At 27.2% G+C, this 15,029-nt stretch carries 15 protein-coding genes; 9 read left to right on the top strand and 6 right to left on the bottom strand.

The window, feature by feature from the left end; genetic code table 11:
- Nucleotides 1–3: 3 nt before the first annotated feature.
- The 3 genes from CRU95_RS13830 to CRU95_RS13820 form a co-directional block, all read right to left on the bottom strand.
- Entirely contained in the window at nt 4–345 is a 342-nt protein-coding gene (locus CRU95_RS13830) for a DUF2325 domain-containing protein (protein WP_129101709.1), read from the bottom strand.
- 124 nt (nt 346–469) lie between these two features.
- Nucleotides 470–688, bottom strand: a complete 219-nt coding sequence (locus CRU95_RS13825) for a hypothetical protein (protein WP_129101708.1) — start codon at nt 686–688, stop codon at nt 470–472.
- Nucleotides 689–985 (bottom strand): hypothetical protein, encoded by a 297-nt coding sequence (locus tag CRU95_RS13820; RefSeq protein ID WP_129101707.1) that lies wholly within the window; start codon nt 983–985, stop codon nt 689–691. It lies immediately after the preceding gene.
- Nucleotides 986–1,309: 324 nt separating this feature from the next.
- Between CRU95_RS13820 and CRU95_RS13815 the strand changes: the two genes are divergently transcribed.
- On the top strand, nt 1,310–2,752 hold the full coding sequence (locus CRU95_RS13815) for a DEAD/DEAH box helicase (RefSeq protein WP_129101706.1): 1,443 nt from the start codon (nt 1,310–1,312) through the stop codon (nt 2,750–2,752).
- Nucleotides 2,753–2,823: 71 nt separating this feature from the next.
- Nucleotides 2,824–4,737 (top strand): GGDEF domain-containing protein, encoded by a 1,914-nt coding sequence (locus CRU95_RS13810; protein WP_129101705.1) that lies wholly within the window; start codon nt 2,824–2,826, stop codon nt 4,735–4,737.
- 98 nt (nt 4,738–4,835) lie between these two features.
- Here CRU95_RS13810 and CRU95_RS13805 read toward each other — a convergent pair whose 3' ends face one another.
- The 3 genes from CRU95_RS13805 to CRU95_RS13795 are packed head-to-tail and all read right to left on the bottom strand — an operon-like array spanning nt 4,836 to nt 5,701.
- Nucleotides 4,836–5,210 (bottom strand): DUF86 domain-containing protein, encoded by a 375-nt coding sequence (locus tag CRU95_RS13805; RefSeq protein ID WP_129101704.1) that lies wholly within the window; start codon nt 5,208–5,210, stop codon nt 4,836–4,838.
- A complete protein-coding gene (locus CRU95_RS13800) occupies nt 5,203–5,505 on the bottom strand; it encodes a nucleotidyltransferase family protein (protein ID WP_129101703.1) in 303 nt (100 codons plus the stop codon). Before CRU95_RS13800 ends, CRU95_RS13805 begins: the two co-directional genes overlap by 8 nt.
- Before the next feature lie 25 nt (nt 5,506–5,530).
- Complete coding sequence (locus CRU95_RS13795) at nt 5,531–5,701, bottom strand: AlpA family transcriptional regulator (protein ID WP_129101702.1); 171 nt, start codon at nt 5,699–5,701, stop codon at nt 5,531–5,533.
- A 228-nt stretch (nt 5,702–5,929) separates the two neighbouring features.
- On the opposite strand from CRU95_RS13795, the gene CRU95_RS13790 reads away from it, so the two are divergent.
- The 7 genes from CRU95_RS13790 to CRU95_RS13760 all read left to right on the top strand — a co-directional run.
- Entirely contained in the window at nt 5,930–9,805 is a 3,876-nt protein-coding gene (locus tag CRU95_RS13790) for an AAA domain-containing protein (RefSeq protein ID WP_164969797.1), read from the top strand.
- Between the two features lie 99 nt (nt 9,806–9,904).
- A complete protein-coding gene (locus tag CRU95_RS13785; protein ID WP_164969796.1) occupies nt 9,905–10,186 on the top strand; it encodes a P-loop NTPase fold protein in 282 nt (93 codons plus the stop codon).
- Nucleotides 10,146–11,699, top strand: a complete 1,554-nt coding sequence (locus CRU95_RS13780) for a P-loop NTPase fold protein (protein WP_164969795.1) — start codon at nt 10,146–10,148, stop codon at nt 11,697–11,699. The genes CRU95_RS13785 and CRU95_RS13780 overlap by 41 nt, the downstream gene beginning before the upstream one ends.
- Complete coding sequence (qatB, locus tag CRU95_RS13775; protein WP_129101698.1) at nt 11,699–12,541, top strand: Qat anti-phage system associated protein QatB; 843 nt, start codon at nt 11,699–11,701, stop codon at nt 12,539–12,541. Before CRU95_RS13780 ends, qatB begins: the two co-directional genes overlap by 1 nt.
- Nucleotides 12,541–13,818, top strand: a complete 1,278-nt coding sequence (gene qatC, locus CRU95_RS13770; RefSeq protein WP_129101697.1) for a Qat anti-phage system QueC-like protein QatC — start codon at nt 12,541–12,543, stop codon at nt 13,816–13,818. The genes qatB and qatC overlap by 1 nt, the downstream gene beginning before the upstream one ends.
- Nucleotides 13,815–14,576 (top strand): Qat anti-phage system TatD family nuclease QatD, encoded by a 762-nt coding sequence (qatD, locus tag CRU95_RS13765; RefSeq protein ID WP_129101696.1) that lies wholly within the window; start codon nt 13,815–13,817, stop codon nt 14,574–14,576. Before qatC ends, qatD begins: the two co-directional genes overlap by 4 nt.
- Nucleotides 14,566–15,029: hypothetical protein (locus CRU95_RS13760; protein WP_164969794.1), on the top strand; the 464-nt coding region annotated here is incomplete at its 3' end. The genes qatD and CRU95_RS13760, both read left to right, overlap by 11 nt.

The raw sequence follows: 15,029 nt of genomic DNA, 5'->3' as shown, positions 1-15,029 counted from the left end.
TTTTTAATAATTTTCATTTTTTCTTTTATTGCAATTTAAATCGCAATCTCCACAATTATTTGAATCAATCATTTTTTTATATTCATCATAAACACAATTAGAAGAGTGCTTTGTACAAATATATGGTATATTTTGTTTTTTTGCAATATTTTTATATTTGTGCATAACATTATGATTTAAAAATGATGTAAGCATGATAATACAATCAGTATCTTGTGGAATTTTTTTCTTTGGTGCAGATGATTTTTTTCTTGCATCCCAATGCCTAATAGAACTTGCTCCTAAATCTTCTAACGTAGATATTATAGTAGATATTTTATCCCCGCCAATAACTAAAACACTCATAATACTTCCTTAGTTTTAATTTATATTTTCAAATAAATAGTACTTATTGATAATAATTATTAAAATTGTATTGGAAGTAAACTTAAAGTAATGTTAATATTGATACTTGTTATCAATTAATATTTTATTTATTTTCCTCTTCTTTTTTTTCTTCATCACAATTCTTTGTACAATAACCAAAAATAAGAGTTCTTATAACAAAAAATAAAATCCCTGCAAGCATTACTATACCAATAAATTTTTCAGTAGCAATAATCCCTAAGTAGTCCAGAAAAACTCCACATATTATTACTAATATATAAAATATTAAAACTCTTTTATCCTCTGGTATTAAAAAAAACATTTATTTTCTCGAAGGGATATATCTAAAAAATATGTATAAAATTAATAACATGATAAATAAAATACCAACTGAAGAAAAACTTAACACCATTTGTGGTTCATTACTTCCCCTTTGATAATCTTGATTTATAAATAAAATAGTGGTAGATAAAAGCATAAATGAAGCAGTAATAACTGCAATAAGGTGAGTAATTACTTTATGAATTTTTGTTTTATAAAAATCAAAGACCATCTTCCACGTAAGTATTGCTGATACTAGTGTAAGTATTAATATTATAATTTGATCAATATTCCCCATATATTTGCCTTTTATTGAAATAATTTATTCTATTGTATAAGTACTTTGATTATATCAAGTTTTTTATAGAAAAGACAAAAACAAATTATAGAAAATTTATAACTATTAAAAAAGAGATTGATAAATTTAAAATAATAAGTAAAAAAAATCCAAAAAAGAAAAAATCTACTTCCTAACAAAGGTAGAAGAATAAATGATTAATACATATTTGAGTAATATTCAAATATATATGCTATAATCACAAAAAAATATATTACTCTTCGTTTCTAGTAATCCTTACGAAAAACCAATCAGCAAAACAACATATATTTACAAAAGGCATTTATGACATTTAAAGAACTTGGTTTAATTGAACCATTATTAAAAGCAATTCAGGATAAAGGTTATACAAAACCAAGTCCTATTCAAGAACAGGCTATTCCTATTATTTTAGAAAAACACGATGTTTTAGCAGGTGCTCAAACGGGTACTGGTAAAACTGCTGGATTTACACTTCCACTATTACAAATATTAAGCAGTAAAGAATCAAAAAGTACTAAGCCAGAAATTAGAGCTTTAATTTTAATACCAACACGAGAATTAGCAGCTCAAGTTGCTCAAAGTGTTGATGATTATGGGAAATATCTTCCATTAAAAACTGCAGTTATTTTTGGTGGAGTTGGAATAAATCCACAAAAAGCACTTATTAGAAAAGGAGTTGATATAGTTATTGCAACGCCTGGAAGACTGTTAGACCATATTGAACAAAAAACAATAGATATCTCACATGTTGAACATTTTATCCTTGATGAAGCAGATAGAATGTTAGATATGGGATTTATAAGAGATATAAGAAAAGTACTTGCACTTTTACCAGAACATAGACAAAATCTTTTATTCTCTGCAACATTTTCTGATGAGATTAAAAAATTATCTGATGGAATATTAAATAAACCAAAATTAATCGAAGTAGCTAGAAGAAATACTTCATCTGAAATGGTATCTCAAGTAATACATTTAGTAGATAAAGAGAAAAAGAAAATACTTTTATCTAAACTTATAAAAGAGGGTGATTGGAGACAAGTACTTGTCTTTACTAGAACAAAACATGGTGCAAACAAACTTAGCCAACATTTAGAAAGTGATGGAATAAGTGCAACTGCAATTCATGGGAATAAATCTCAAGGTGCTAGAACAAAAGCTTTGGCTGACTTTAAAGCAGGAGCTGTAAGAGTACTTGTGGCAACTGATATTGCAGCAAGGGGAATAGATATTGACCAACTTCCACATGTGGTTAATTTCGAATTACCAAATGTTGCTGAAGATTATGTTCATAGAATCGGAAGAACAGGAAGAGCTGGAAATGAAGGTCAAGCTGTATCTTTAGTATGTATTGATGAACATGATTATTTAAGAGGAATCGAAAAACTTATCAAAACTTCTATAAAAAAAGTTTTAATAGAAGGTTTTGAAGTAGATCCTAGTATAAAAGCAGAACCAATTAATAATGGTAGAAATAAGGGCAGAAATAACTCAAATTCACGAAGTACACCTAAAAAAGAGTTTTCAAGTGAAAATAATAGAAGAAGAGATAAAAAACCTTTCAGAAATAGTGATGAGCCAAAAAGAAGTGAAAAATCATCTTCTCCAAAAGGAAAGCTAAGTAACGAAGGTAAAAAATTTAAAGAGTCTTCTAGTAACTCAAAATTTGCTTCTTCAAAACCTAGTCAATCAAGAACTGATAGCAGATCAAATAGACAAAGAAGACCAAGAGTTCAAAAAGATTAATTACTTTTTTTATGTAAATAAATAATAATAATAAAAAGGCTACTATAATATAATTATTAAAAGGGCTGTTAATGAAAAAGGCACTATTTTTATTTATTATTTTACCAATTTTATTATTTGCTGATGAGTATAAAAAAGTAACTCTTCAGTTAAACTGGTTAAATCAGTTTCAATTTGCAGGTTATTATGTTGCAAAAGAAAAAGGCTTTTATAAAGATGTAGGCCTAGATGTTGATATAAAAGAGTACACTTTTAATACTGATTTAGTAAACTCAATTAAGACCAAAAAAGCTGATTTTGCAATAGGGCGGTCTTCTTTATTAATTGAAAAAGCAAAAGGTGAAGATGTAGTTGCTTTAGGTGCTATATTTCAAGAGTCACCTTTGATGCTTTTGGTAAGAAAAGATTCCCACATAGTTAGTGTTCGTGATTTAAAAGATAAAAAAATCATGATTACACCAGATGCTGCCTTTTCAGCATCTCTTCTTGCAATGCTAAGTGCTAATGGATTAAATAAAAATGATTTTACAATCCAAAGGCATTCCTTCAAATTAGATGATTTAATCTCAAGAAATACAGATGCTATGGCATCATACTTATCAAATGAACCAATCAACTTAGATGAAAAAGAGATTAAATATAAAATTTTTAAACCAAAAGATTATGGATTTGATTTTTATAGTGACATTCTTTTTACTTCTAATTCATTTATAATAAATAATCCGAAAATAACAAAGGATTTTTATGAAGCAAGTATAAAAGGCTGGAAATATGCCTTTGAACACAAAGCAGAAACTGCAGAAATAATATATAAAAAATATAATTCTCAAAATAAATCATATATTCATCTTATAAAAGAAGGTGAGATTTTAGAAAAATTAGCATATGCAAACAATACAGATATAGGTGATATAAGTAATAAAAAATTACAAAGTATTTTTAATGTATTTAAATTATTTGGTTTAGTAAAAAATGATATAGATATTGATTCTTTTATATATGATGAAAATCCACATAAAACAATGAATCTAGAAATCTCTCCTGCAAAACAAAAACTATTTTTTATAATCTTATTTTTTATTATAATAGTATTTCTAATTGTACTTTTTATATTAAAGAAAAATAAACAGTTAAAAGAACAATTGCAAACAGTAATAGATGCTACAGACGATTTTATATTATACAAAGATAATAAGTTTAGATACTTAGGCTGTAACAAAAGCTTTGAAAAGTTTGTTGGCAAAAAGAAACCTGAAATAATAGGGAAAAATGATTTTGAACTTTTTTCTAAAGAATATGCCAAATTATTTAGAAAAAGGGACATGGAAGCTATTAATTTAAATTCAATACAGATAAATCATGAGTGTGTAATATATGAAAATAAAAAAATAATTCTTCAATCAAAAGTAATACCTTTTAAATATAAGAAAACAAAAAAAGAGGGGATATTAGCAATATGTAGAGATATAACAGAACTCCATGAAGCACATGAAAAGTTAAAAAAAGAAGCTTATCATGATGAACTTACAAATATTTTTAACAGAAAAGCATTTAATGAAAGAATAGAAGAGAAGTTTGATTTATACTATAGATATAAAAATGAATTTTGTATTGCTATGTATGATATAGATGATTTTAAATATATAAATGATACATTTGGACATGATATTGGTGATAGAGTACTAATTGATATGACAAAATATATAAAACAGCATATAAGAAAAACAGATTTTATTTTTAGAGTAGGAGGAGAAGAATTTGTAATACTTTTCCCTAAAACATTACTTGAAGAAGCTCTTGTTGTTATTGAAAAAATTAGAGTCGATGTATCTAATATGAATTTAGTTGAAAATAAAAAAGTTACTATAAGTATAGGAATTACACAAGTAAGAGAAAATGATACCCCAGCTTCTATATATGAAAGAATAGATAAGTTAATGTATGTGTCAAAACACGAAGGTAAAAATAGAACTTCAAAGGACTGATTTTTATATTTTTGCTGGGATGTGGTCACTCAAAGTTGAATCTATATCGGACTTTGAGAGATTAAATTCTAAAAATACCCCTAAAAAGTACCCTAAGATTATTTTCTTAAGTCTTTTTGTATCTGCAAACTTATATCTAATAATTCGTTTAATTCATTTTTACAAATATTAAAAATTACCTCTGCATCTAAATCAAAATAGTGATGAGATAAAATATCTCTTATTCCTTTGACTTGTTTCCATGGAATAGTTGGATAATCAATTAGTAGAGTGTTAGATAATTTATCTATATTTTTAAATCCTTCTCCAATAGCTACTAATCTCATTGAGATACTATCAAGTTTTTCAATACCATCTTCATCTTTTATAAAGTCGTCACTAGAATTTATATTTTTAGACCTTTTTTGGATTAATTTTAGAGAATAAATAATATCATCAAGAGTAGACAATATCATTTCTGTTTGGTTAGACATATATAATATCTTTTTTAATCATTTCTAAAAAAAGAGGTTTTATATTTTTATGTTCTCTTATAATATCAACTTTTTTATTTAAATCATTTTCTATTTGCTCTTTAATTGCAATTAAATCAAATAGCGATGGTTTCATTTTTACATAAATATCAATGTCACTATCTTTTGACGCATCATTTCTTGCGTAGCTTCCAAATAGTCCTATTTGTTCTACATCATATTTATTTTTAAACTCAATATAATGTTCTTTCAAATAATTTAAAATGTTTGTTTTATTTATTTCTTCTTTTTTCATAATAATAATTATAGCATAAAATTTTTTATAATTTTTCTTTCATCCAATTTTCGATTTTTTCTTCCTCCCATACTGTAATTCTAGGACTTAATTTTATAGGTTGAGGAAATTTTTTCTCATTTACCCATAGCCATAAAGTACTTCTTGCAATACCTGTTTTTTTCATTACTTCTTGTATTCTTATAAATTTTGTCATCTTATTTCCTTTTTGAATAATATTTTTTATGTCTCAATATTATTGAAATGATTTTTATTTTGCTATAAAACTTTGTATGGTTTTTCTAAAAATTTAATGAATATTTTAATTGTGTAGAGTAAGTGTTGTAAACTGTTATTTATTTCATAAAAGTAATTTTAATGTAACTAAATTTATATTAAATATTATTAAGATAGAATGATTAGATATTATTGTATAGGAATTTTATTGAAAAATGAACAATCTTTTTTTATCGATCTTATAAATTATTATAAAAGAACTTTAGAAGTTACAGAGTTAATTAAACATAAATTTAAAAAAGAATATTTTATTCAATCTAACAGTGATTTAAAAGATAATCTTGAATATTTAATATTTGGTATTAAAGATGAGTATACATTTGAGTTAGCAAAAGAATATTGTTTTATGCTACTTGATAAATTAAATAGTAGTAAAAAGAATAAAAAAGAATTTCAAGATGAATTTACATTATATTATTCTCCGGCAATGCTTCAAATTAATGATTTTTATATTAATCCTTTTTTTATAAAAGTTCAGTCTTTAGATAATATTTCAAAAATCATTGAAAACTATGAAAATAATAACTTTGATGAAAATATTTTTAATGGTGAAGAATTAATATTTAATCCTTTATTAATATTAGAACCATTCGAATTAGTTGATCATGATTTAACATCGAAGTTACTTAATGAACTTGAGAGAGAAAATAGAGGACTTAGGATTGATAATTTTGAACAAATGAAGGATATTTTAATAAAGGCAATAAATACTTGGCTTGATGAAAATCTACCTCTTGAAAAATGTGATTTTGAGAGGTTAAATAAAGGGTTAGTTTACTCTTTTGAAAAATTATATAAAGAGCAACAAATATCAAAAGAAAAAGATGATATTGTTGAAAAGAAAATAAAATTGATGTTTAACCCTCATATTATAGTTAAAGTTGAGTCTAATCAAGATGATAAGTCAAATATTAATGGACTTTTAAAAACATATGAATCTTTTGAACAAAATATAAAAGACAATTCTTTTAATGATTCTAATCTTTTATATTATTTCTTATCAGGTTCTGAAGAAAAATATTCACCTGTATCTTTAGATATTAAGGATAGAGATTTAAAAAAAGAACTTCTTTTAGACTATGATAAAATTATTGAATTATCGAGAAGTCATTTAGGCGCATTAACAGAAGAGCATGATTTAACAATATCACAAAAGTATTGTTTAAATGCATGTAAATCACACTTGAATGTTATACCAGTAAATGGTCCTCCCGGTACAGGTAAAACATCATTACTAAGAGCAATTATTGGAGATATTATTGTTAGTAATGCAATAAGAACTTATAGTGATTTTTTGAAAACAGGTGATATAAATTTTTCTACACCAATAATTTCATTCTCAACTAATAATAAAGCCCTTGAGAATATTGCATCTGGTATAAATGAAGTTCTTGAAAAGATAAAGGGAAGAGGTGATATTGATGATACTTCTAAAGTATTATATAAAAGATGGATTAATGCTCCAATAAGTTATTATGAAGATAATAAATTTAAAACAATAACGATAAACGAAGCTAATATTTATTCTCCATTATTTAAGAGCTGGGGAAATGTAAATATTGATAATCCTAAGGAAACAGTAATAAGTTGGGATAACTTATCATCAATTATAGATGCAGTTGCTTCAGATAATATTAATATAATATCTAAATTTTTAGAGAATTTTAACATACTTGATTTAGGTTTTAAAATTCCTAAGGAAAATATTTTAGAATTTAGGAAACAATCTCTTGAGCTTGCTTTAGAGTATTTATTTTTGGAACTAAATACTATTCAATCACAAATAGAGGAAAAAGCCGATAATTTTTTTATAAATAATAATTATAAAATATTTAAAGCACTTTTATCTCAAATTCAACGGTTTCAAAATAGCGAAGATTTCATAATACAAAATAGAATACAGTTTGATAGTTATTGTAATCACTTAAATACTAAAATAAATCTTTTTTTTAAAAAATATAATTCAATTCAGAATAAAATTGATTCTTTGCATGAAGACTCAGAACGTGCGATAAAAAAGATTAAAGAGGATAGTGATAATAGCATTAGTGAAGACTGTAAATATTTAGAAGAACAAATAGACAATTTATCTAATGAATTTACTAAAAAAGTTGGTATTTTTAGTACTTCATTAGAAGAAGGACTAAACAAACTAAAAGAAAAAAGAGATAAGGAAACAGATAAAATCTTAAAGAGATTTGACTCTTTTATACCAAAGATAAAAAATATTTTCACAAAAGAAAAAGATAAACAACTTGAAGATGTTTCACAAAATTATGATAGTCAAGTAAAAAAGATTATGGAAGATATTGAAGTTAAGATTGATAATGAATCAAAAGTTTATAAAGTTAAGTCAAAAAGATTAATGGACGAAAAAAATATTATTACTAATACAATTATTGAACAGTCTGAAAAAAGTTCTGAAACTATAAGAAATGATTTTATAAAAAAGATACAGGATTATGAAAATAAATATGATGAAGCAACAGTTTTATTTCAACTCCATAATCTCAATCATAAAGAGGCATATAAAAAAATTATTGCATTCAAAAAACTAGTAGAAAGTTTTTCAAATATTGATATAGAGTTTTATGATGAATTTTCTCTACGATTAGAAAAAGACTTTGTAGGTAGTGATTTTAATCTAAGAACAAAAGCTATGTTTTATTCATTACATATCTTAGAGGGATTATTACTTTATGATGTAATAAGAGAATTAGAAATTGTAAAAGAGAATAAAGTTAATAGATGTTTTAATCATAAATGTGGGAAAAGAGACCTAAAACGAGCAAATAGAAATGATGATAAAATAGAATATTATTGTTCTAGTTGTGGTTCAACCTTTATAAATAATACTGTTAAAAAAATTGGCAGACCACTAACTCAAAGTGAAGTAGTAACAATTATTACTTTTAAGAATGTAACCATCGATAATACAACATTTATGTTAAGAGTAAATGAGGACAACCCAAAATATTGGAATGTTGCACAAGGAAGCAAGACTATAAGTTCAGATAAGCTTTCTATATTAAAAAGATGTAGTGTATTATTTCCCTTATTAAATACTACATGTCATTCTTTTGGAACAATGTTTGCAATAAATGATGACAATACAGTCCCTGAATCTTTAATAGAACATCTTTTTGTTGATGAAGCGGGGATGATTCTTTCTCCATATATGATTAATTTACTAGCTGGAAAAAAGGTTTTCTTATTTGGAGATGAAAAGCAAATAGAGCCCGTTTATCCATTTTCTGAAAATAAAAGAATATATGACTATTTGATTAATAGATATTTTGATAATAATGAAGATAAACAAAGAGTTTTAGACTATTATGCAATTAATACTTCAAATGCGATGAAAATTGCAAATAAAGCTGTATCCATAAAAAATCCAATGAATAAGATTGATTTAGATGGAGACTTATGGTTATTAGAACACTTTAGATGTAAAGAAAGTATTATCAAGTATTGTAATGAGAACTACTATAATAACTATATGATTCCAAGAATAAAAGATGAAGAAAATCAAATTCATTTAGATTCTATAAATCATGAATTTACAGCAAAAAGAGATGGTAAAAGTAGATATAACAGAGATGAAGCACAACTTATTATTAATGATATTGAAGAAAAGCTAGAAAAAGATATTTGTATTGATACACAGCTAAAAAATATTGGAATTATTACTCCATATAGTAAACAAGAGAATATTTTGTATGATTTATTAAAAAGTAAAGGTTGGAATAATAAGATAACTTTTGGAACTGTACATAAATTTCAAGGATCTGAAAAAGAAACTATTTATTTTTCAACTACAGTTGGTATAAATAATACATCTACTTCTGATACTTATATGATTAATAAGGCACAACCTAATGTTATTAATGTTGCTGTTTCTAGATCTAAGAGCAAACTTATTGTCGTTGGTAATATTAAGAATTTACAATTAGAGAATGGCAGTTTGACAACAAAATTAATAGAGCATATTAATGAATATAAAGAGGAAATTAACTTTAGTTAGAATTGAATTTTAATAACTTTTTTAATGGTATTGTAAATGAGTATACAAATAGTAACTTTATAAGGTTTGAAAAATTATAATAAATATAAGGATGTAAATGTGTGGAATGATATTGAAACAACTAATGATTTGCTAAATTTTGGTGTAGTAGCAGATACAGCTGCACAGTTAATTCGTGATTCAGGGAATGAACCTTTATCTATAGGTATTTCAGGAAGCTGGGGGAGTGGAAAGTCTTCACTTGTTAAAATGATTGGAAAATCATTAAATGAAGGAGAACAAGCTGAACAAAAGTACTTATTTCTAGAATTTAATGCATGGCTTTATCAAGGCTTTGATGATGCTAAAATGGCTTTATTACAATCTGTATCAGAGGTTTAAAGTTTTAAAATTAGGTGCACCAGTAGCCTCAGGAGCAATACTTGGAGGGGCAATAGGAGGACCTATTGGAGCAGCAGTTGGTGCTTTTGGAGGCTTATTTAAAGGTGCTGATTTACCCAGTCAAGAAGAATTAGTAAAAGCACAAGAAGCATATAAAGGACTTGAACCTGAATTGAAAAGTATTCTAAAAGAGGAAGAAATAACATCCTTACCTAAAGAGATATCAAGTTTAAGACAAGCCTTTGAAGAAATACTAGAAGGTCTAAATATAAAATTAGTAGTATTGGTAGATGATCTTGATCGTTGTATGCCAGATACTGCTATTTCAACTCTTGAAGCTATGAGGCTTCTTCTATTTTTACCACGAACTTCTTTTATTATTGCAGCAGATGAAAAAATGATTAGAAGTGCTGTCCGTTCACATTTTTCTAAAATTCAAATAGATGATGAATTAGTAACAAGCTATTTTGATAAATTGATTCAAGTCCCTTTACGAGTTCCAAGATTAGGAGTAAGTGAAGTTAAAGCATATTTAATTCTTTTATTTGCAGAACAAGCCGTTAAAAAAGCTGTTATTACACAAGAAGTTTTAGATGAAGCAAGAGAAAAAATTTTAGAGACAGTTAAAAAACCTTGGTTAGGGGGATTGAAAGAACAGGCTATAAACGAAGCATTTGGTGCGTCTAGTAATTCACTTGAAAAGCAAATAGATATAGCAGAACAATTAGCTCATATTATGGCTACTGTAGAACAATTGGCTGGAAACCCTAGATTAATAAAACGTTTTTTGAACAATTTAATAATTAGAGAAACTATTGCGAATACACAAGGTATAGGAATAGCTTTTGAAGAGCTTGTTAAATTACAACTATTTGAGCGTTGTGCATCTCCACGTGCATTTGAATTTCTTGCTAAAAAAGTTTCTGAAAGTGATGATGGGAAAGTAGATTTTTTAATAGAAATAGAAGAAAAACTTAAAAGTGGTGAAGATTATGAATCACCAGACCAAAGCTGGAAAGATCCATTTATAGAAGAGTGGTTACAAATAACTCCTTTATTATCAGGTGTTGATTTAAGACCTTTACTACACCTTAGTAAAGATACAATTGTTTCTCTTTCCAGTGTTGATGAATTATCTCAAGAGGCAAAAGAAATTTATGATGCATTGCTTGTAGTAAAATCAAGTCAAGCAACATTAGTAACTAAAATTAAATCACTTCATGAAATGGAAGCTAATCAAATTTTAATTCGCTTAAAGAGAAAACTAAGAGCTCAAGAATGGAATGGTAATTCACTTCAAGGTGTTTTACATGTAATTAGAGCTTATCCTTCTTTAGGTAGTTCACTTACTGATTTATTAGAAGAGATACCTTCATCAAAACGATTAGCTTCTTTTGTCCCATTACTCTCTAATGAAGAGTGGGCAAAAAGTACTCTCCTGGAATGGTCAAAAGATACAGAAACACCTAAAAGTACTCAAAAAGCAATTAATCATAAATTTGGAGGACAGTAATGGGTACATCAACTTCTAGTACAGGACCAGTATCAGGTATATCAATGGATCCACCTTGGCTTGATGATATTAATAGTGATATAACTGTACCAATAGATTCTGATTCTAGTTCTGAACAAGAGAATGGAATAACTACAGAACAACCTAGTATTCAAGAACCGGTAGTATTAGCCCCAATAGCAAGGTTTGGGACAGCAAGAAAAAATCTTGGTGAATTTGCTAGAAGTGGAAGTCAAAACTCATTTAAAAAAGCAGTAGGACACTATTCTAAAAAAGGAATGGGTGGTGCATCTAATGTAGCTAAAAGGATGAGAGCTTCTACAAGTTCTGTTTCTGGATTGGTATCATTTTTAAGAGATGTTAAAGACAATACATTACCTGATATTAAAGACTGGGCACAAAATCTTATGTCTAAGTCTCCAAGTGCTAATGAAGTAATAGATGCAATTATTGATAGAGTTACAAGTGAAGGTGGAATAATAGATGAAGAATCCATTAAAGATTCAATGGCTAATGCTATGTCAGATTTGTTAGAACAAAATCCAGATATAGAATTATTGAATTTAGGAGATGATGAGAGCTGGGATTTAATAGAAGGTTTTCTAGCATATGAAGCTTCTAATAGACTTCAGTTGGATATTGGTCAATTATTGGAAAGAACACTTAGCCCAAAGGAGATGGTTCAAAGAGTAGATGAAATGAGGGATTATCTTAAGTCTGAAATTTCAGCTCAGTTACAACAATATAAATCTTCTGATAAACATCCTGATATTAGTAAATTAAATGCTGTAACTCAACTAGCCTTAGAAAGCACTTTTATCGTTTTTGAAGGAGAACTATAATGAAAGTAATTTGTGCACCAGTAAATGAACTACCAACTATATTAGATAGTAATACGAAATATTTTTCTTTATATTCAAACAGTGGCCGTCCTAATATAAGTTTTATTTCTAATGATTGGTTACGAGCTTTAAAAAGAGATAACATAGCACCATCAAATTTAGTTTGGGATTTTGTGACAATTGCTTTATCCGTAGCTGCTTCAGATTTAAGTTGTGAAAGAGAAAAAAGTGAAGATGGTTGGACAAGACAAATAGAACTAAAAGTCTATTTATGTAATCCAGAACCGTGGAGATCACAATATAAATCACTAGAAAAAGCTTTTAGATTTTTAACTGGAGATATATGGAAATTTGAATTTGTTAATAATGGGGTACAAGCTCCTACATCAATTATACCCATAGAAATTGATGTAGATTGCGTATCTTTACTCTCAGGTGGAATGGATAGTTTAATTGGTGCAATTGATTTAATTACGAATGGACTTAAGCCTTGTTTTGTTTCTCAAGAAGCAAAAGGAGATGTTGAAAAACAAAAAGCATTTACACGTCAATTAGCACCATCTCAACAACACTTTCGATGGAAGAATCCTATAAGTTTAAGTGGCAGAAATGAATCATCTACAAGAGGTCGTTCAATAATATTTTTGGGATATGCTCTTTTAGCAGCAACTACATTAAGTAAATGGAAAACAAGTACAGTAGATATATATGTACCTGAGAATGGTTTTATTAGTCTTAATATTGCATTAAACTCAGGAAGACTAGGAAGTCTTAGTACTAAAACAACACATCCAGTATTTTTAGGATTAATTCAAGACATTTGGAATAACTTAGGAATCAATGCAAAGATAGTAACTCCTTATCAATTCAAAACAAAAGGTGAAATGCTACAAGAATGTAAAAATCAAGATTTAGTTCAATCGTTAGTATGTAGTACAACAAGCTGTGGTAAATATTTAACACATGGACGTACTCATTGTGGACGCTGTGTGCCTTGTATGGTAAGAAGAGCTGCTTTTTTAAAAGCAGGAATAGCAGATTTTACTATATATAAATATAGAGATTTAAATAATAATGGATTTAGTAAAACACAAGGACCTAACGACGTCAACGCTGTAGCATCTGCATATGTAAAATATCAAAATAAAGGTATTGAACGAATTATTTGTGGTGCTTTATCTTTCTCATCTACTAATGATAGACATAAGTATGTTGGAGTAGTTGAGAGAGGCTTAACAGAGTTAGGTAAATTGTTAGAGGAACATGAAGTATTATGATTGATATGCATACACATCTTGATTTATATCCTGATGCTTTACAAATAATTGATAAAGTTAATAAGATTAATATATTTACATTAGCAGTAACAACAAGTCCAAAAGCATGGTTAGCAACATCAAAAGTCTTTGAGAAGTATGAAAATATTCATGTATCAGTAGGGTTACATCCTGAAATTGCTGAAGCTAAGGCTAATGAAGTAGACTTGTTAATAGATTGTATTAAAAATACTAATTTTGTTGGTGAAGTAGGGATTGATGGAAGCACAAGGTTTTCTAAGTCTTTACCTCTCCAAACAAGTATTTTTAAGAGAGTACTAGAAGAGTGTGAGATACAAAATGGGAAATTTATTAGTATTCACTCTCGTGGAGCAGAATCAGAGGTATTAACTTTATTAAAGAATCATAAAAACTGTGGAACACCTATTTTACATTGGTTCTCTGGAAAGATAAAAGAACTAGAAGAAGCCATTAGTCTTGGATGCTGGTTTAGTATAAACCCAATAATGTGTAACAGTAAAAAAGGGATATCTTTAATAAGCAGAATACCTAAAAATAGAATCTTACCAGAGTCAGATGGCCCTTTTACAGCAGTTAAAAATAAAACTATATATCCGTGGGAAGCGATTAATATTGTAAATACATTAGAAAAGATATGGCAATGTAATCATGACGATGTTATTTACCAGTTAAAAATAAATTTAAATACTTTATTAGGCAAAAATTATGGAGAAGTAAGAAATAAGCATGTTACATAACTACCAATATGAATTAATTAATGACTTATATAAAAAGCTCTCTTTATATAAAAACAATAGCTTTGAAAAAGATATTCCGTATACATTTAAGAATTTAAAAGCGCAAAAACTTTCAAATATACTTCTTCATAGCAAATTAAATTTTAAATTGGATAGTGAAACTATAGATCTCTTTCTCAAAGGTAAAAAAAAAATTAGGAAGTTATCTTCAGGTAAAGAATTAAGCATAAAAAGTAGTCTTACTAGGGAAGAGCTCGAAAAAGAATCATTGTTGTGGTTTATAGATGGAAAAGCAAGAGTTCCGTATAGCTATAATGATCAAGAAAACATAGAAATATTTAAAACTATTAATAATTTATCTTCACTTATATATGGAAAAGATGATTTTCAGCGTAGTGAATTAGTAGTTACAATAGATAAAATCTTACATAATGAAGAAGAAATTAATATATT

This window comes from Arcobacter sp. F2176 (assembly GCF_004116465.1).
Lineage (GTDB): Bacteria > Campylobacterota > Campylobacteria > Campylobacterales > Arcobacteraceae > Arcobacter > Arcobacter siniprincipis.
The sequence above is the reverse complement of the archived record's forward strand: the minus strand, read 5'-3'. Positions and strand labels throughout refer to the sequence as shown.

What these genes read in the sequence shown, in the direction of transcription:
- CRU95_RS13820 (WP_129101707.1), bottom strand. Translation starts at nt 985, where the DNA reads ATGGGGAATATTGATCAAATTATAATATTAATACTTACACTAGTATCA.
- qatC (WP_129101697.1), top strand. Translation starts at nt 12,541, where the DNA reads ATGAAAGTAATTTGTGCACCAGTAAATGAACTACCAACTATATTAGAT.
- CRU95_RS13825 (WP_129101708.1), bottom strand. Translation starts at nt 688, where the DNA reads ATGTTTTTTTTAATACCAGAGGATAAAAGAGTTTTAATATTTTATATA.
- qatB (WP_129101698.1), top strand. Translation starts at nt 11,699, where the DNA reads ATGGGTACATCAACTTCTAGTACAGGACCAGTATCAGGTATATCAATG.
- CRU95_RS13800 (WP_129101703.1), bottom strand. Translation starts at nt 5,505, where the DNA reads ATGAAAAAAGAAGAAATAAATAAAACAAACATTTTAAATTATTTGAAA.
- CRU95_RS13805 (WP_129101704.1), bottom strand. Translation starts at nt 5,210, where the DNA reads ATGTCTAACCAAACAGAAATGATATTGTCTACTCTTGATGATATTATT.
- CRU95_RS13795 (WP_129101702.1), bottom strand. Translation starts at nt 5,701, where the DNA reads ATGACAAAATTTATAAGAATACAAGAAGTAATGAAAAAAACAGGTATT.
- CRU95_RS13830 (WP_129101709.1), bottom strand. Translation starts at nt 345, where the DNA reads ATGAGTGTTTTAGTTATTGGCGGGGATAAAATATCTACTATAATATCT.
- CRU95_RS13810 (WP_129101705.1), top strand. Translation starts at nt 2,824, where the DNA reads ATGAAAAAGGCACTATTTTTATTTATTATTTTACCAATTTTATTATTT.
- qatD (WP_129101696.1), top strand. Translation starts at nt 13,815, where the DNA reads ATGATTGATATGCATACACATCTTGATTTATATCCTGATGCTTTACAA.
- CRU95_RS13815 (WP_129101706.1), top strand. Translation starts at nt 1,310, where the DNA reads ATGACATTTAAAGAACTTGGTTTAATTGAACCATTATTAAAAGCAATT.
- CRU95_RS13780 (WP_164969795.1), top strand. Translation starts at nt 10,146, where the DNA reads ATGCTAAAATGGCTTTATTACAATCTGTATCAGAGGTTTAAAGTTTTA.